The sequence below is a fragment of the Robertmurraya mangrovi genome (assembly GCF_034427655.1).
Taxonomy (GTDB): domain Bacteria; phylum Bacillota; class Bacilli; order Bacillales; family Cytobacillaceae; genus Robertmurraya_A; species Robertmurraya_A mangrovi.
In genome coordinates this window covers 217,628-235,818 of sequence record NZ_JAXOFX010000005.1, presented here as the reverse complement: position 1 = coordinate 235,818, position 18,191 = coordinate 217,628, and the positions used below count along the sequence as shown (strand labels likewise).

The window sequence follows — 18,191 nt, the reverse complement described above, 5'->3', positions numbered from 1 at the left end:
CTTTATTTTATCAGAAGTGGTCCTTATTTTTATTCCAAAAATAATTAGAGCCGGTGAAATTTTACTCGTCGTAAAATTTCACCGGCTTTTTCATCTTTGAGGTGGGTTTTGTCCCAGGCTCTTCTAATATTGATACATCCCTTTTTTATACTTAACAGCGTAGCCCAGTGCCGAACGGACCTTTTTCTCGTATTTATAATCCCCGAAATCATAGAAATCTTCTACTAATCCTGCTTTTGTAATCATTTCTTGACCATCTAACCATACCCATGCTAATAAGCGTACAATTTTCTTCGCTTTCTTTAACTTCGAACAAGTGTATTTAGAAGTGAAAATACCTAGCTTTACTGGTTTTGAAGAATTTGTAAATATAAAGCGTGCCTTAAGTTTACAATCGCCAACCCATTCATTACTGTAAATTTTAAATTGATATTTGTTTTAATTTACAAATTGCAAACACGGTTATAGACTCTATTTTTACAGTGTGTTATATTTGTCTCATCAGCTAATATGGAAGGAACAATGAACATGAACATAGCATATATCAGAGTCTCAACAGTTATGCAGAACGAAGCAAGACAAGTTGAAGCAATGAAGCAATACAAAATAGATAAGGTTTATCAAGAGAAGGTCTCAGCAAAAAACACAGACAGACCAAAATTAAAAGAAATGTTAGACTATGCAAGAGAAGGCGATACAATCTATGTTGCGGACTTCTCAAGATTAGCACGCTCTACCAAAGACTTATTAGAACTTGTAGAACTATTAGAGTCAAAAGGAGTTCAACTAGTATCTATTAAGGAGAATATCGACACTTCAACGGCAACGGGTAGACTAATGTTAAAGATGATTAGTGCTATAAACGATTTTGAACGTGAAAATATGCTCGAAAGACAACGTGAAGGCATTGCGATAGCTAAAGCAGAAGGAAAGTACAAAGGACGAAGAGAAGTAACAATCCAAGATTTCGAAAAGCATTACCAACGATATATGAATCGTGAAGTATCAAAGTCTCAACTTGCAAAAGAATTAGGAGTTTCAAGACCAACACTAGACAAATTAATTAAAGAACAAGAACAACAAGTATGTTAAGGGACTCCTAAGGGGTCTCTTTTCTTTATGTTTGGAGGTATGGGGATGAATTCCACATTTTCACTGGGGACATGGGAGGGTAATGGGGTTAGTTGCCTCATCTCCACGTCACTAGAATTCTAAGTTGTCGTACAATATAATTCAAGAATCTCTTGCTAATGTTTAAACAGCAAGATTAAGAAGGTAAGTATGTGATAATAATACCAAACTGATTAAGTTCAATCGAAATAATATGAAAGCAGTAGAACTGAAAATAGTGTACATACAAGATAATAAAAAAATAAACAGAAAAAAGAGTCAGGATAAATCTGACTCTTTTTGAGATGGTTTTATTAGGGAATCAAAAGTGCCTTTCTGGGAGGTCTAAATAGACAGGGAGCTTCGCTCCTCTACACCATCACTGGACTTATTCTCTTGTATTCCAATAATCTGGGAAACTTCCTTTGACGTTTGGTAAGCACCCTATATAGGAGGTCTTGATTTAACAAGACTTTGGTAGTTCTACCAGCACCTTATAATCTGGATTTACTCTTACCAGTATTAGGATTTCTATTTGAGTCTTTATTATACATTTAAAAATAAAAAAATTCAATCATAATAAAGAAGAATTAGGGAGTCCTATTATACGATGGTGTATTTTTGGGAGCAAAATACTGTATATCTCAGTATACTTTGCAGATGCAGTTGCACTTTTCCTAGGTTGGTAATAAAGGTATTTATAATATTCAAGGAAAAAATTAGCTAGAAAATCAGCAGTTTGAATTAAGCTGTTATTTAACTCTGAATTGTAGTTAATTACTAAGTTGTTCACATAAGTGTCCTTTTTCCATTTTGGGTAATTTACTCTTAAAGATAGGTACTCATGTAGACGTATATGCGATTCCTGTTTCCGAGTGGGTTCTCCATCGATATTTAGGATTATTCTATTTTTTTCTTGTTCTGGAAAGGGTTCTGAAAGACGGGTAACTACTTTGCTTAAGAAATAGTTTTCACTTTGTTCTTTACTTCGTGAAGATGCACCTGTAATAAATTTTGATTGTGCCTCGGTAACTATTTTTTTGTCGACAACTAAGTAACAAATACGTAATTCATGCCAATCAACTAAAGTTTCGAATAATCTTTGTTTCTGTTCGAAGGACGCATCTTTTCCTTTTAGTTCTCCAATTTTCGCATCGTAAGTAAAGTTCTGAATAACTTTTTCTAAATTACTTTTTAGTGTAGTCTGACCTTTATGTATGGAAAACCCAGCCCAGACATAAAGGTTACCTGTAGTAGAATTGATATTCCCAGAATCATCTATATAAATATACAAATTTTTGTTCTCCTTTCATTAAAGAATCCTTTTTGACATAGTCATACTCATCTCCTCTTCACTGAAAACAAGGGGTGCTGAGGTTGAATCTGGACGTAATAAATTGTAGTAATGAGTTTTAGCATTAATTGAGAGTCTTTATTTGCAATAAAAAGTATGTGTTAGTATCATTGTATTTAGGAATAACATGCAATGAAAAACACTTAAACAAGCATAATCCTTTGATATTATAACGTCTTACGGTCTTTTGAACAATATTTGGTGCAACGGATAGCACGTAAGATTCCGGTTCTTGAAATGGGGGTTCGATTTCCTCCGAGGGCGTATTAGTGTGAGATCTCTTGTTTTCGGACAAGAGGTCTTTTTTTTATTAATAAGGATATATAAGTGTTCTGAAGTTTGACTACTGTCTAGCTCCAGCGCCTAGCCCCTCGAGTCAAATAACCTTCAATCCTAAAAGTCAAATAGCAGACTTTTAGGATTGAAGAACATTTGCTTGTCGGGGCTGACCAAGGCGCTTACGCTTTTCTTTACTATCCCAATTTATTTCCATACAACATTTTGCTTCATTATTGTAAAATGGGAAAAGGGGGGATGAATGATGGATTTAAAGGCTGGTTTATGGCAGCAGCAAACTTTGAAATTGACGATGACGCAGGAGTTAACACAAGCGATAGCGTTATTACAATATTCCACTCAAGAATTGACTTCCTTCCTTGAAACGAAGGCGTTGGAAAATCCCCTATTGCAAGTTGATACAGGAAATATTAGAACGATGGATCCCCGTTTAGACCGTGTCAAAAACAATCGGAAGCGGGTTGAAAAAGATAAACAAAGTTGGATTGAACAACTTGGAACGAATAAACAAACATCATTAATAGATATCATTTATTCTCAAATAAATATCAAAGAGTTTTCAGATAGACAGTTGAAGATAATGAAAGAGTTACTTGCGCACATAGATGTAAACGGTTACTTACATGGAACAATACAAGAAATTTCAGCTAGACTTAAAATCACTGATCAAGAGGTAGAACAGTGTTTGACTATTATCCATAATCTTGAACCAGCGGGCATTGGTGCTCGGAATTTACAAGAGTGTCTACTTTTACAGGTTAGGAGACATCATAAAAATAATGAGCTTGCAGAAATTATTATTTCGGAACATTTTACATTATTTGCGGAAAAGAAATGGAAAGAGTTATCAAAGCTACTTGGAGTTAGTCTATCTGAAATACAGCAAGTGTTTGATTTTGTACAAACACTAAACCCAAAACCAGCGGCTACTTATCAAGATGATCCTGCTGTTTATATTACACCCGACATTATCGTTAGATGGGAAAATGATTCTCTAACCATTAATATTTTTGATGAAACTCTACCAAAAGTGACTTTTAATGAGGAATATTTTCAGCAATTTCGCTCACACAATGACCAGCAGGTAAATCGCTTTTTACAAGAAAAGCAACAAGACTATCAATGGATTATGAAAAGTTTAGAACAGAGGAAACAAACTTTAACTAAAGTTGCGATTAAAATAGTAGAGAAACAAAATGACTTTTTTGTAAAAGGGCCTTCCTATTTAAATCCAATGACTATGAGAGAAGTATCAGAGGAACTAGGGATACATGAATCTACGGTTAGTCGTGCCGTTCGAGAAAAATATGTCCAAACGCCTTTTGGAACATTTGAATTGAAATCGTTTTTCTCTAGTACGATTCAAACAACGACAAACGAAGCAACATCCTCTAAACAAGTGAAAAATGCCATTAGTAAATTAATCGAATCAGAAGATAAGCTAAAACCGTTATCAGATCAGGAAATTGTTGAAATATTAAAAGATAAAGAGGGAATGGTTGTTTCGAGAAGAACGATTGCTAAATACCGTGATCAACTTGGAATTCCTTCCTCAACGAAAAGAAAGCGTTATGATTAATGGCTTAAAGGAGTAGTAGAATGACCATTAAAGTCACCTTATACACAAGAAATCGTTGCCCATTATGTGATAAAGGCAAAAAAGTCGTTTTAGAATTAAAAGAAGAATGGAATTTCGACTATGAAGAGCTGGATATTGATGAAAGTGATGAGCTAACTGAAAAATACGGTCTCATGATTCCGGTTGTTGAAATTGATGGAGAAGAAGTCCAATACGGGCAAATTGACAAATTTGTCATAAACGAAGCGCTTACATTAAAAAAGGGCAGTTTTTGAGTTGAATTACGAAATCACACCTGTTAGAATAGCAATTGAAGCAGGGGTGATTTTTTTTATTCTAAGTGGGACATAATAAGTCCATTAGGGACATAAAATGACCACCAGGTGGATGAAGGAGCACGTCATGAAGTACTCATTAATCGATTTACAAAAAAGATTATTACCTGATTTAGTTTCTGTTATGCAAAAACGCTTTTCTATACTGCAGTTTATCGGGTTGATGGAACCAGTTGGTAGAAGAAATTTATCCGTAAGCCTAGGGGTTACAGAAAGAGTTCTAAGAAGCGAAGTAACTTTCCTTAAGGACCAAAATCTAATCTCTGTTTCAAGTTTAGGAATGAGCTTAACGACTGAAGGAAAAGATTTACTTGAGAGCTTAGAAAGCGTAATGAGAGAAATTACGGGTATAGACAAAATGGAAGAGCAGCTTCAAAACATCCTAGGGGTCGAAAAAGTCATTATTGTTTCAGGAAACACCGATGTTTCCCCTTGGGTAAAGAGTGAGCTTGGAAGAGCATGCGCTATGCGTATGAATCAGTCATTACAGGGAGAAAATATTATCGCAGTAACTGGCGGATCAACGATGGCAGCTGTGGCCGAAATGCTAACTCCAGAAGTAAGTAAAGACTTTGTCTTTGTTCCTGCAAGAGGTGGAATTGGGGAAGACGTTCAGAATCAAGCAAACACAATTTGTGCGAAGATGGCGGAAAGAACTCATTCTAAGCATAGAGTTTTATATGTTCCTGATCAAGTAAGCAGTGAAACGTATCAAACGATTATGAAAGAGCCTCATATTAAAGAAGTTTTAAGTTTAATTAAATCTGCAAGCATGGTTTTACATGGAATTGGAGACGCTATTACAATGGCAGAACGCCGTAAAACGAGCCGAGAGGATTTGTATAAAATCCAACAAGCAGATGCAGTAGGGGAAGCGTTCGGATACTATTTTAATGAATCTGGAGAAGTTGTTCATAAAGTACATACAATAGGACTTCAATTAGATGACTTAGAACACGCCGAACACGTCATTGCAGTAGCTGGAGGTTCTTCTAAGGGGAAAGCCATTAGAGCCTACATGAAACAAGCACCCAAAAACACCGTACTCATCACAGATGAAGGTGCAGCCTTACAGTTATTAAAAGGGTAACTCCCTTTAAAAATAAAATTAATCCTTACACATATTAAAGGAGGAAATAAACATGGCAGTAAAAATTGGTATTAATGGATTTGGTAGAATTGGACGTATCGTATTCCGTGCAGCTTTAAAGAACCCAAATGTAGAGGTAGTAGCAGTTAACGATTTAACAGATGCTAACATGCTTGCACACCTTTTAAAATATGACTCTGTTCACGGTAAGCTTGATCAGGAAGTTACTGTAGATGGTGATTCATTAGTAGTTGGAGGCAAAAAAGTAAAAGTTCTTGCTGAACGTGATCCAGCTCAATTAGGTTGGGGAGATCTTGGTGTAGAAGTAGTTGTTGAATCAACTGGTCGCTTCACAAAACGCGAAGATGCTGCAAAACATTTAGAAGCTGGTGCGAAAAAAGTTATCATCTCTGCTCCTGCATCAAACGAAGATATTACTATCGTTATGGGTGTAAATGATGACAAGTACGATCCTGCTAACCACCATGTCATTTCTAATGCATCTTGTACTACAAACTGTTTAGCTCCATTTGCTAAAGTTCTACACGAAAACTTTGGAATTAAACGCGGTATGATGACAACTGTTCACTCATACACAAATGACCAACAAATTTTAGACTTACCACATAAAGACTACCGTCGTGCTCGTGCGGCAGCTGAAAACATCATTCCTACAACTACTGGTGCGGCTAAAGCTGTTTCATTAGTATTACCTGAGTTAAAAGGTAAGTTAAATGGTGGAGCAATGCGTGTTCCAACTCCAAACGTATCTTTAGTAGACTTAGTTGTTGAATTAGAAAAAGAAGTTACAGCTGAAGAAGTAAATGCTAAATTCAAAGAGGCAGCAGAAGGTAACTTAGCTGGAATCCTTGGTTACAGTGAAGAGCCATTAGTATCTGGTGACTACAACGGAAATCCTTACTCTTCAACAATCGATGCTCTTTCTACAATGGTAATGGAAGGCAGCATGGTAAAAGTAATCTCTTGGTACGACAACGAGTCAGGTTACTCTCATCGTGTAGTTGACTTAATCGATTACATTGCTAAAAAAGGACTTTAATTAGCTGACTTTGAAAATTTGATTTTCTAAACAAGGCATTGAGATTCAGATGCAAAATTATTATCCTAAATTTGTTCACACAACTTATGGATTCTAATACCGTGAACGACTATAATGAAAAAGGTGAAACCTACCTTACTAGGATATCGTTTCCAGAAGGGTGCAAACAATATCAAGTTCGTCCAAGTAAGAATTCGCTAGCACGAGTTTACTAACTATCAGAACAAGATAAGGTTTTAAAAAGGGGAGCGGGGATTTTCCCCACTCCTTTTCATTTTGTGGCTAAAATTAGCCGAACTATTTAGGAGGTCCTTTGCGATGAACAAGAAAAGTGTTAAAGATGTTGATTTAAAAGGAAAACGTGTATTCTGTCGTGTTGATTTTAACGTACCGATGAAAGACGGTAAAATCACAGATGAAACTCGTATTCGTGCTGCTCTTCCTACTATTCAATACATAATGGATCAAGGTGGAAAAGTGATTTTAGCTAGTCACCTAGGTCGTCCAAAAGGGGCAGTTGTTGAAGAAATGAGACTGACTCCTGTTGCAACAAGACTATCGGAGCTTTTAGGTAAAGAAGTTAAAAAAGCAGATGAAGCTTATGGAGATTCTGTAAAAGCTCTTGTGGATACAATGAATGAAGGAGATGTTCTTCTTTTAGAAAACGTTCGTTTTTATCCTGGTGAAGAGAAAAATGATTCAGAATTAGCTAAGTCATTTGCTGAACTAGCAGATGTATATGTAAACGATGCTTTCGGTGCTGCTCATCGTGCTCACGCATCAACAGAAGGAATTGCACACCATCTTCCAGCAGTATCTGGACTGTTAATGGAAAAAGAATTAGATGTTTTAGGTAAAGCATTATCAAATCCTGAAAGACCTTTCACTGCGATTATTGGTGGGGCTAAAGTAAAAGATAAGATTGGTGTTATCGATAATCTATTAGAAAAAGTAGATAACTTAATTATCGGTGGTGGCCTAGCTTATACCTTCGTAAAAGCACAAGGACATGAAGTTGGTAAAAGTCTTCTAGAAGAAGATAAAATCGAGCTGGCTAAAACATTTATGCAAAAGGCTGAAGAAAAAGGTGTTAAATTTTATATGCCTGTTGATGCCATCGTAGCCGATGATTTTTCTGAAACAGCTAACACTAAAGAAGTGGCAATCGAAGAAATTCCTTCTGATTGGGAAGCCCTTGACATTGGTCCAAAAACTGCAGAGCTATATCGTGGAGTGATTAAAGAGTCTAAGCTTGTGATTTGGAACGGTCCAATGGGTGTGTTTGAAATGGAAAAATTCGCAGGTGGAACAAAGGCAGTAGCAGAAGCACTTGCAGAGTCAGCAGATACTTATTCTGTTATCGGCGGTGGAGATTCAGCTGCGGCAGTAGAAAAGTTCAACCTTGCAGATAAAATGAGTCATATTTCTACAGGTGGCGGAGCTTCTCTTGAATTCATGGAAGGTAAAGCCTTACCTGGAGTTGTAGCATTAAACGATAAGTAATCTTTTTGAAGCTTTTATCTCAATATGAAAGCCTCTCAAGTAAATCTAGCTTTTGATAGCATGAAAGGAATGAACAGCATGCGTAAACCAATTATTGCTGGGAACTGGAAAATGCATAAAACGATCTCAGAAGCAAAAAGCTTCCTAGAAGAGGTTAATGGATTAGTTCCTTCTAAAGAAAAAGTAGATTCTGTAGTTTGTGCACCTGCATTATTTTTAGAAAGATTAGTGGAAATTTCTAAAGATTATGATGTGGAAATTGGAGCACAAAATATGCATTTTGAAGAAAGCGGTGCTTTTACTGGCGAAATCAGTCCAGTTGCATTAGCTGATTTGGGTGTCAAATATGTCATCATCGGACATTCAGAGCGTCGTGAAATGTTTAATGAAACAGATGAGTCTGTTAACAAAAAAACATTAGCAGCATTCAAACATGGAATCACTCCAATTGTTTGTTGTGGTGAAACATTAGAGCAGCGTGAAAACGGCGAAACAAACGAGTTTGTTGGAACTCAAATTAAGAATGCTTTAGTTGGATTAACAGAAGAGCAAGTAAAGCAAACGGTTATTGCATATGAACCAATTTGGGCTATTGGAACAGGAAAATCATCTACAGCTGAAGATGCAAATGAAACTTGTTCACATATCCGAAAAGTAATCAGCGAGCAGTTCTCTCAAGATGTAGCTGATGCGGTTCGTATTCAATATGGTGGTAGCGTAAAACCTGGCAATATTGGTGAATACATGGCTCAGCCTGATATTGATGGTGCTTTAGTTGGCGGAGCAAGCCTTGAAGCACCATCATTCCTACAATTATTGGAGGCAGGTAAGAATGAGTAAGGCACCTGTTGCGTTAATTATTTTAGACGGGTTCGCCCTAAGGGGAGAAAGAAGCGGAAACGCGGTTGCCCAATCGAACAAACCAAACTTTGATCGTTATTGGAACACATTTCCTCATTCTACTTTAGTGGCCTCGGGTGAAGCCGTTGGTCTACCTGAAGGCCAAATGGGAAACTCGGAAGTAGGTCATTTAAACATTGGTGCCGGCCGAGTGGTCTATCAAAGTTTAACTAAGGTTAATATAGCGATTCGTGAAGGTGAATTTGAAAAGAATGACACTTTTATCGAAGCGATGAATCATGCGAAAAAGAATGGTACGAATCTTCACCTGTTCGGATTATTGTCTGACGGTGGAGTACACAGTCATATTCAGCACATGTATGCCTTACTTCGTTTAGCTGCTAGTGAAGGAATCAAAAATGTATATGTACATGGTTTCCTTGATGGACGTGATGTTGGTCCTCAAACAGCAGAGACATATATTAAGGATGCAATGGACAAAATGAAGGAGTATGGCGTAGGTGAATTTGCAACGATTTCTGGTCGTTATTACTCAATGGACCGTGACAAGCGTTGGGAACGCGTAGAAAAATCCTATCGTGCCATGGTTTACGGCGATGGTCCAACTTACACTAATCCATTAGAGCTTATAAAAGACTCTTATAGTAATGGAATTTATGATGAGTTCGTCTTACCATCTGTAATGACAAAAGAAGATGGAAGTCCGGTCGCGACGATTCAAGATAATGATGCGGTTATTTTCTACAACTTCCGACCAGATCGTGCGATTCAAATTTCAAATACTTTTACAAACAAAGATTTCCGTTCCTTTGATAGAGGGGAAAAGCATCCACAAGATTTACACTTTGTATGTTTAACTCATTTTAGTGAGACCGTTGATGGTTATGTTGCTTTTAAACCAACGAACCTAGACAATACAATCGGAGAAGTTTTATCTCAGAATGGCTTAAAACAACTGCGTATTGCTGAGACTGAAAAGTATCCGCACGTTACCTTCTTTATGAGTGGTGGACGTGAAGCTGAGTTTCCTGGTGAAACACGTATCTTAATTAATTCACCTAAAGTTGCTACATATGATTTACAGCCTGAAATGAGTGCGTATGAAGTAACCGATGCTCTAGTAAAAGAGATTCAAGATGATAATTTTGATGCTATTATCTTAAACTTCGCAAATCCAGATATGGTTGGACACTCTGGAATGCTAGAGCCGACAATTAAGGCTATTGAAACAGTAGACGAGTGTTTAGGTAGAGTCGTTGACTTAATTCTTGAAAAGGGTGGTACCGCTATTATCACTGCTGACCATGGGAATGCAGATGAAGTAGTGACCCTTGAAGGAAATCCGATGACTGCACACACGACAAATCCTGTACCTGTTATTGTGACAAAAGCAGGAGCTGAATTGCGTGATGACGGTATTCTAGGAGACTTAGCTCCAACGATTCTTGATTTATTGAATTTAGAGAAACCAGCTGAAATGACTGGTACAACATTAATTAAGAAATAGGATTATTGAATCCATTTTAATAGGCCAAAAAAAATTATTAATATTAAGGAGAGATTGATTATGCCATTTATCCAACACGTATACGCTCGTGAAGTTTTAGATTCTCGTGGAAATCCAACAGTAGAGGTTGAAGTAATTACTGATTCTGGTTACTTCGGTCGTGCAATCGTACCATCTGGTGCTTCAACTGGTGAGCACGAAGCAGTAGAACTTCGTGACGGTGACAAATCTCGTTACCTAGGTAAAGGGGTACAAAAAGCAGTAGATAACGTTAACAACATTATTGCTGAAGAATTAATCGGAATGGATGTAACAGATCAAGTAGGTATTGACCGCACAATGATCGAGTTAGACGGAACTGAAAACAAAGGTAAATTAGGTGCTAACGCAATCCTAGGTGTTTCTATGGCTTGTGCACATGCAGCAGCTGATTTCGTAGGTCTTCCTTTATACCGTTATTTAGGTGGATTCAACGCAAAACAACTTCCAACTCCAATGATGAACATCATCAACGGTGGATCTCACGCTGACAACAACGTGGACTTCCAAGAATTTATGGTTATGCCTGTTGGAGCTCCAACATTCAAAGAAGCAATCCGTATGGGCGCAGAAGTATTCCACTCATTAAAGAAAGTATTATCTGAAAAAGGTTTAAACACAGCTGTAGGTGACGAAGGTGGATTCGCTCCAAACCTTGGTTCAAACCGTGAAGCATTAGAAGTAATCATGACAGCTATCCGCAACGCTGGTTATGAGCCAGGAAAAGACATTTTACTAGCAATGGACGTTGCTTCTTCAGAGTTCTATAACAAAGAAACAGGCAAATATGATTTAGCTGGTGAAGGCCGCACAGGTTTATCTTCATTAGACATGGTTAATTTCTATGAAGAGCTAGTAAACGAATTCCCTATCGTATCAATCGAAGACGGTTTAGACGAAAACGACTGGGAAGGTCACAAGCTATTAACAGATCGTATCGGTGGAAGAGTTCAGTTAGTTGGAGACGATTTATTCGTAACAAATACGAAGAAGCTTGCTGAAGGTATTGAAAAAGGTATCGCAAATTCTATCCTAATCAAAGTGAACCAAATCGGTACATTAACAGAAACATTTGAAGCGATCGAAATGGCGAAACGTGCTGGCTACACAGCAGTAGTTTCTCACCGTTCTGGTGAAACAGAAGATGCAACAATCGCTGACATCGCGGTTGCAACAAACGCTGGTCAAATTAAAACAGGTTCAATGTCACGTACAGATCGTATCGCGAAATACAACCAACTTCTTCGCATCGAAGACGAGCTTGGTGAATTAGCGGTTTATGATGGATTGAAGTCTTTCTATAATTTAAAGAAGTAATTTAGCTTGGGAATGGCCGCTGCACATGATGTGTAGCGGCTGTTTTGTTTAGAGTGTACTTGCTAGTGGGCCTAAGTCTGAGCTTGAGTCCTTCTTGAAGTGGCGTTTCGCGGATAAAATTGGATTTTCGCGGATATATTCAAATGAGCGCGGATATATTCAATTTTTCGCGGATATATTTAAACAAGCGCGGATATATCTATTTTAACGCGGATATCTCGAAAAATTTGGCTTCGGGAGTATAAATTCGTCCCTTGTTTGTGCTGTGCTAACCAGATTCATTGAAGTTAATAGCCGATTAGCAACATCAGGTGAGGAAAGTTGGAGGAAACTACGGCATTTTTCATTCGTTATCGTCTTATTTATCAGTAAAAAGTAGTCCTTTAGTGTACGCACATGGGCATCCTTATGGTAAGAATTACATTTTTCACAATACCAGCTTCTTTTTCGACGTATCATCGGGATGTAAGAACAGACGGGGCAATGAACTCCCGTTATTAGGTCATGTTCTGAAACTCCATATAATTTATAGATATCAATATCAGTAGGAGTGTGGCTCTTTAATATTCCTTTTGTAAGTTTTCGAAGTTGCTTTGGATCTAAGATATCCTCCTGGTATTTTCGGTTCATAGCCTCTATACGATCTAATAAAAGATTACTATGAACCACTCTTTTTAATACTTCGGACCGCGTTGTTGGATGAGTTTTTAAAATGGTAGAAGGGTTACTAATCACGACAAGATAGTCAACAGGGAGATTAATATGATGGGAATCGAGCCAGATAGATAGCTGTCTCTTTTGTTTTTTAGCCTGAACAATGGGATTGGGAAGCCCTTCTTCTTTGTCATTAATGGTCCGTATAAGTTGTTGGAAGTCCTGATCAAAATATAATGTTCCAAGGATGTTTTTCACTTCAAGTATAAGGGCATATTTGCTAGAGAGGACTAGAATATCCATTTGAAAGGGGTTATCAAAATTTAAGAGGCGGAGATCAAAGAAGATGATATAATCTCTTTCAGGGAGGAAATTTAAGTAGTATTTTAAGGAACGTTCACCATGATAACCTGCCCAGCTTTTTGCGAAGTCAGTTTCAATGTTTGGTCTTTTATGAACATTTTGGTGGAACCTTCTTAATGTCGCTTCCAATGTCTGAAGTTTTATCGGTACATATAATTCTTTAGCAATCAAATCAATCACATCCTTCAATAAGTTAGCTGTTAATTTCGCTAATCCATACAAAATATCCTCTTTTTATCTCCCAAGTCCAAAAACTATTGTTTCTATCATAAAAATATGTTACATTAAAAATACTGTAAATGTGGATTTTTCGGGAGGTGGACTTTCATGCATACTCTATTTATTACATTATTAGTTATCGTATCAATCGCATTGATTGTTGTTGTATTACTTCAATCTGGGAAAAGCGCAGGTCTTTCAGGTGCCATCTCTGGGGGAGCAGAGCAACTTTTCGGTAAACAAAAAGCACGTGGTCTTGATTTAGTACTCCACCGTATTACAATCGTGTTATCAGTACTTTTCTTTGTACTAACGATTACTGTTGCATATATTTTATAAAATTTACCTGGCCTTATCCGGTCAGGTTTTTTATTTATCTGGTTAAGAAAATTTTTCCATAAAGTTAGAAGGAGTCGTTTCATTGGATTGTTAATCAAACGTTTGTTTAAACTAAAAATAGCTATATTATCAATGGTTTTCACCATTTAATCAAACGTTTGTTTAAATCCAGAGGAGTTTTCAGCTCCCCAAAATGTTCATCTAAAACAAAGGAGTCAATCATAAAATGAAATTCGTTCAACCAAAACCTTTTACATTTGAAGGAGGAAAAAGAGCGGTTCTACTATTGCATGGGTTTACAGGTAACAGTGCGGACTGTAGGATGCTTGCTCGTTATCTAGAAAAGAGAGGGTATACTTGTCATGGTCCACAATATAAAGGGCATGGGGTACCACCTGAAGAATTAGTACATACAGGACCGGATGACTGGTGGCAAGATGTAATAAATGCTTATGATTTTTTAAAAAATAAAGGCCATAAAGAAATTGCAGCTGTAGGGCTTTCATTAGGTGGCGTATTTTCGTTGAAATTGGGTTACACTGTACCTATAAAGGGTATTGTCCCTATGTGCGCACCTATGTACATCAAGAGTGAAGAGATTATGTATCAAGGAATCCTAGATTATGCTCGAGATTATAAAAAGCGAGAAGGGAAATCGGCTGAACTAATCGAAGAAGAAATGAATGAGTTTCAAAAAACTCCTATGAAAACGTTAAAAGCTCTTCAGAATTTAATTTCGGATGTCAGAAATCATGTCGATATGATTTATGCCCCAACTTTTGTCGTTCAAGCTCGTCATGACCATATGATAAATACGGATAGTGCGAATATCATTTTTAATGAAGTAGAAAATGATAATAAAAAACTGAAATGGTATGAAGAGTCTGGGCATGTTATTACACTAGATAAAGAACGCGATCAATTACATGAGGATGTTTATCAGTTTTTAGAAACACTCGATTGGGAAGAATAAAATATTAGAAATCTTATAAAGGAGGGGTAACACATGGATGAAAATATTCAACAGCATATAGATAAATTACTACACTATATGGAGGACGAGGCATATAAACCTCTGACTGTTCAAGAACTTGAGTCAGCTTTTGGGATTGAAGACTCTAGTGATTTTAAGGACTTCGTTAAGGCCCTTGTTGTAATGGAAGAAAGAGGGCTAGTGGTTAGAACTCGGAACAACCGTTATGGCCTGCCAGGTAAAATGAATTTAATTCGTGGGAAATTAACCGGGCATGCTAAAGGGTTTGCATTCGTGATACCTGATGAACCAGGAATGGATGATATCTTTATTCCGCCGAATGAAACGAATAATGCTATGCATGGGGATACGGTTTTAGCTCGTGTATCTACTGAGGTTTCCGGTCAGAGAAGAGAAGGTACAATTGTACGTATTATAGAAAGAGGTATCCAGCAGATTGTTGGTACATATACAGAAAGCAAACACTTTGGCTTTGTTATCCCAGATGATAAAAAGTTCACGAGCGATATCTTTATTCCAAAAGCGGCTTCTAAAGGGGCAGTAGAAGGTCATAAAGTAGTTGTTCAGTTAACGATGTATCCTGATGGAAGAAAGAGTGCTGAAGGTGAAGTAACAGAAATTCTTGGCCATAAAAATGACCCTGGAGTAGATATCCTATCGGTTATTCATAAACATGGACTTCCAGGACCATTCCCAGATGAGGCATTAAAGCAAGCGAATGAAACTCCAGACTCCATTGATGAAAGTGAAATCAAAAATCGTCGAGACCTCAGAGATCAGACAATCGTGACAATAGATGGTGCAGATGCAAAAGACTTAGATGATGCTGTTACGGTTACTAAGCTAGAGAATGGCAACTATAAGCTAGGTGTTCATATTGCAGATGTTACTTACTATGTAACGGAAGATTCTCCAATCGATAGAGAGGCTTCAGACAGAGGAACGAGTGTGTACTTGGTTGACCGAGTGATTCCAATGATTCCGCATCGACTTTCAAATGGAATATGTTCTTTAAATCCACAAGTGGACCGATTAACATTATCATGTGAGATGGAAATTACACCTGAAGGGGAAGTGTTTAGCCATGAAATCTTCCAAAGTGTAATTAAAACCGTTGAACGTATGACATATAGTGATGTAAACAAAATTTTAACGGATAAAGATGAGGAGCTACTCGAGAGATATAAGCCGCTTGTTCCAATGTTTGAGTTAATGGAAGAGTTAGCGCAAATTCTTAGAACAAAGCGTATGAATCGTGGGGCTATCGACTTTGATTTTAAAGAAGCGAAAGTACTCGTTGAAGAAGATGGTAAGCCAACAGACGTAGTAATTCGTGAGCGTTCTGTTGCTGAGCGTTTAATTGAGGAATTTATGTTAGCAGCAAATGAAACCGTTGCTGAGCATTTCCATTGGCTGGATGTTCCATTCATTTATCGTATCCATGAAGATCCGAAAGAAGATAAGTTAAGAAGATTTTTTGAGTTTATTACAAACTTTGGATACCTTGTTAGAGGAACGGCGAACGCTGTACATCCAAGAGCTCTTCAAGAGATTATTGAAGAGGTACAAGGGAAACCTGAAGAAATGGTTGTATCAACTGTTATGTTACGTTCGATGCAACAGGCCAAGTATGATCCGGAGAGTCTAGGTCACTTTGGTCTATCAACGGAGTTCTACACACACTTCACGTCTCCGATTAGACGTTATCCAGATTTAATCGTACATCGTCTCATTCGAACGTATTTAATAGAAGGGCAATTAGATCCAGCAACAAGAGAAAAATGGAATGCATTACTTCCAGATATTGCTGATCACTCTTCTAAAATGGAGCGTCGTGCAGTTGAAGCTGAACGTGAAACGGACGAGTTGAAAAAGGCAGAATTCATGGCTGATAAAATTGGAGAAGAATATGATGGAATAATTAGCTCAGTAACAAACTTCGGAATGTTCGTCGAGCTACCTAATACCATCGAAGGTCTTGTCCACGTAAGCTATATGACCGATGACTATTACCGTTATGATGAGCGTCAATATGCAATGATCGGTGAGCGTACAGGTAATGTATATAGAATCGGTGACGAAATCACGATTCGAGTCATTAATGTAAATAAAGATGAACGTTCCATTGATTTTGAAATTGTTGGTATGAAAGGGAGCCGTCCAAGAGAAAAAGAAGGCCCAGCGAAAATTTTTAGAACCGGAAGTTCCGAAAGAAAGCCTAGACGTAAATCAGAAGGTGGCGACAGAGGAAACGGAAAAGGTTCTGGTGGTGGCACTAGGGGTTCTCGAAATGGCAAAACTTCAAGTGGACCAGCAAAAAAGAAAAAGAAATACTTTGAGAATGCACCAAAAGCAAAACGTAAGAAGAAGCGATAATGTAGAAGAGGGCCATACTAGGCTCTCTTTTCTTACACTTTAGCTTGAATTTGTGAGCACTTGAAAAATTTGATAAAATAGAGAAACAACTGTTCACAAGGGAAGGGGGAAATAAAGATGCCTAAAGGAACAGGTAAGGTATTTGCACAAAACAAGAAAGCTTATCATGACTATTTTATTGAAGAAACATATGAAGCTGGGATTGTTCTTCAGGGTACAGAGATTAAATCCATTCGCGGTGGTCGAATCAATTTAAAGGATTCATATGCACAAATCAAAAATGGTGAAGTCTTTTTGTTAGGAGTTCATATTAGTCCATATGAACAAGGAAATCGTTTTAATCACGACCCTTTAAGATCTCGAAAGCTGCTTCTTCATAGGAAAGAAATTAATAAGCTTATTGGTGAAACAAAGGTTGCTGGTTATTCATTAGTTCCGTTAAAAATGTATCTTAAAGATGGGTTTGCGAAGGTTTTAATCGGACTAGCAAAGGGTAAAAAGAATTATGATAAGAGAGAAGATCTGAAGAACAAAGAAGCAAAGCGTGAAATTGAGCGTGCTTTCCGTGATAGACAGAAAATGTAGCTGCTCATTTCAAATTGGAAAAAGTCTTACAGTATCTTACAATTGAAATTAAGTTAAACTATGTTATAATAATATTTGTCACCACGTGTGACACATAACTTAGCTCTTCTATTTTTGAGCTTTCCTAACGTACGTATCTGTTTAACAACAGTACGGACCTTCTATTAAGGGGACGTTACGGATTCGACAGGGGTAGTTCGAGCTTAGGTTGCGAGTCGAGGGGATCGGCCTCGTTAAAACGTCAAAGCCTATAACTGGCAAACAAAACAACAACTTAGCTTTCGCTGCTTAATAGCGCGTAGCTGTTCCTCCCTCCATCGCCTATGTGGTAGGGTAAGGGACTCACTCTAAGTAGGCTACGCCGGATTCCACCGTCTGAGGATGAAGGAAGAGAACAACCAGACTAGCTGCTCGGACGCCTGTCGATAGGCAGATGATGCAGTGAAATAATAATATGTCGACTACACTCGTAGACGCTTAAGTGGCGATATCGTTGGACGTGGGTTCGATTCCCACCGTCTCCACCAAATACATATTTGGTGGTTTTTTATTTGTCTTGTGACCTTAAAGCATAAATCTTCCGTTGGAAGGTTTATGCTTTATTTAGTT

Annotated in this window: 16 protein-coding genes and 1 other RNA gene; 14 read left to right on the top strand and 3 right to left on the bottom strand. The window is 37.6% G+C overall.

Features of this window, described 5'->3' with window-relative positions:
• Positions 1-123 precede the first annotated feature (123 nt).
• Positions 124-246, bottom strand: coding sequence for a hypothetical protein (locus SM124_RS24070; RefSeq protein ID WP_407691395.1), 123 nt, complete (start codon positions 244-246; stop codon positions 124-126).
• Between the two features lie 282 nt (positions 247-528).
• On the opposite strand from SM124_RS24070, the gene SM124_RS10720 reads away from it, so the two are divergent.
• Positions 529-1,092 carry a recombinase family protein gene (locus SM124_RS10720; protein ID WP_322446520.1) on the top strand — a complete coding sequence of 188 codons (564 nt, stop codon included), beginning with the start codon at positions 529-531 and terminating at the stop codon, positions 1,090-1,092.
• A gap of 592 nt (positions 1,093-1,684) precedes the next feature.
• Here SM124_RS10720 and SM124_RS10715 read toward each other — a convergent pair.
• Positions 1,685-2,404, bottom strand: coding sequence for a DUF3800 domain-containing protein (locus tag SM124_RS10715; protein ID WP_322446519.1), 720 nt, complete (start codon positions 2,402-2,404; stop codon positions 1,685-1,687).
• A 601-nt stretch (positions 2,405-3,005) separates the two neighbouring features.
• Between SM124_RS10715 and rpoN the strand changes: the two genes are divergently transcribed.
• From rpoN to eno, 8 genes are all read left to right on the top strand, one after another.
• Entirely contained in the window at positions 3,006-4,340 is a 1,335-nt protein-coding gene (gene rpoN / locus SM124_RS10710) for an RNA polymerase factor sigma-54 (RefSeq protein WP_322446529.1), read from the top strand.
• A 20-nt stretch (positions 4,341-4,360) separates the two neighbouring features.
• Positions 4,361-4,615: a glutaredoxin family protein gene (locus tag SM124_RS10705; RefSeq protein ID WP_322446518.1), complete on the top strand. Its 255-nt coding sequence runs from the start codon at positions 4,361-4,363 to the stop codon at positions 4,613-4,615.
• Between the two features lie 127 nt (positions 4,616-4,742).
• Positions 4,743-5,765 (top strand): sugar-binding transcriptional regulator, encoded by a 1,023-nt coding sequence (locus SM124_RS10700; RefSeq protein WP_322446517.1) that lies wholly within the window; start codon positions 4,743-4,745, stop codon positions 5,763-5,765.
• Between the two features lie 52 nt (positions 5,766-5,817).
• Positions 5,818-6,825: a type I glyceraldehyde-3-phosphate dehydrogenase gene (gene gap / locus SM124_RS10695; RefSeq protein WP_322446516.1), complete on the top strand. Its 1,008-nt coding sequence runs from the start codon at positions 5,818-5,820 to the stop codon at positions 6,823-6,825.
• Positions 6,826-7,143: 318 nt separating this feature from the next.
• Positions 7,144-8,328 (top strand): phosphoglycerate kinase, encoded by a 1,185-nt coding sequence (locus SM124_RS10690; protein WP_322446515.1) that lies wholly within the window; start codon positions 7,144-7,146, stop codon positions 8,326-8,328.
• Positions 8,329-8,406: 78 nt separating this feature from the next.
• Positions 8,407-9,168, top strand: coding sequence for a triose-phosphate isomerase (gene tpiA, locus SM124_RS10685; RefSeq protein WP_322446514.1), 762 nt, complete (start codon positions 8,407-8,409; stop codon positions 9,166-9,168).
• On the top strand, positions 9,161-10,696 hold the full coding sequence (gpmI, locus tag SM124_RS10680; RefSeq protein WP_322446513.1) for a 2,3-bisphosphoglycerate-independent phosphoglycerate mutase: 1,536 nt from the start codon (positions 9,161-9,163) through the stop codon (positions 10,694-10,696). Before tpiA ends, gpmI begins: the two co-directional genes overlap by 8 nt.
• Positions 10,697-10,756: 60 nt before the next feature.
• A complete protein-coding gene (gene eno / locus SM124_RS10675) occupies positions 10,757-12,052 on the top strand; it encodes a phosphopyruvate hydratase (protein ID WP_322446512.1) in 1,296 nt (431 codons plus the stop codon).
• Between the two features lie 204 nt (positions 12,053-12,256).
• Here eno and SM124_RS10670 read toward each other — a convergent pair whose 3' ends face one another.
• Positions 12,257-13,291, bottom strand: a complete 1,035-nt coding sequence (locus SM124_RS10670) for a nuclease-related domain-containing protein (protein WP_322446511.1) — start codon at positions 13,289-13,291, stop codon at positions 12,257-12,259.
• 105 nt (positions 13,292-13,396) lie between these two features.
• On the opposite strand from SM124_RS10670, the gene secG reads away from it, so the two are divergent.
• The 5 genes from secG (at position 13,397) to ssrA (ending at position 18,109) form a co-directional block, all read left to right on the top strand.
• Positions 13,397-13,627, top strand: coding sequence for a preprotein translocase subunit SecG (gene secG / locus SM124_RS10665; RefSeq protein WP_322446510.1), 231 nt, complete (start codon positions 13,397-13,399; stop codon positions 13,625-13,627).
• Between the two features lie 226 nt (positions 13,628-13,853).
• Entirely contained in the window at positions 13,854-14,600 is a 747-nt protein-coding gene (locus SM124_RS10660; protein ID WP_322446509.1) for an alpha/beta hydrolase, read from the top strand.
• A 33-nt stretch (positions 14,601-14,633) separates the two neighbouring features.
• Entirely contained in the window at positions 14,634-16,997 is a 2,364-nt protein-coding gene (rnr, locus tag SM124_RS10655; protein WP_322446508.1) for a ribonuclease R, read from the top strand.
• A 117-nt stretch (positions 16,998-17,114) separates the two neighbouring features.
• The gene (smpB, locus tag SM124_RS10650) at positions 17,115-17,582 is read left to right on the top strand and encodes an SsrA-binding protein SmpB (protein WP_322446507.1); all 468 of its coding nucleotides are present in this window, start codon (positions 17,115-17,117) and stop codon (positions 17,580-17,582) included.
• Between the two features lie 168 nt (positions 17,583-17,750).
• Positions 17,751-18,109: a transfer-messenger RNA gene (gene ssrA / locus SM124_RS10645) on the top strand.
• The last annotated feature ends 82 nt before the right edge of the window (positions 18,110-18,191 follow it).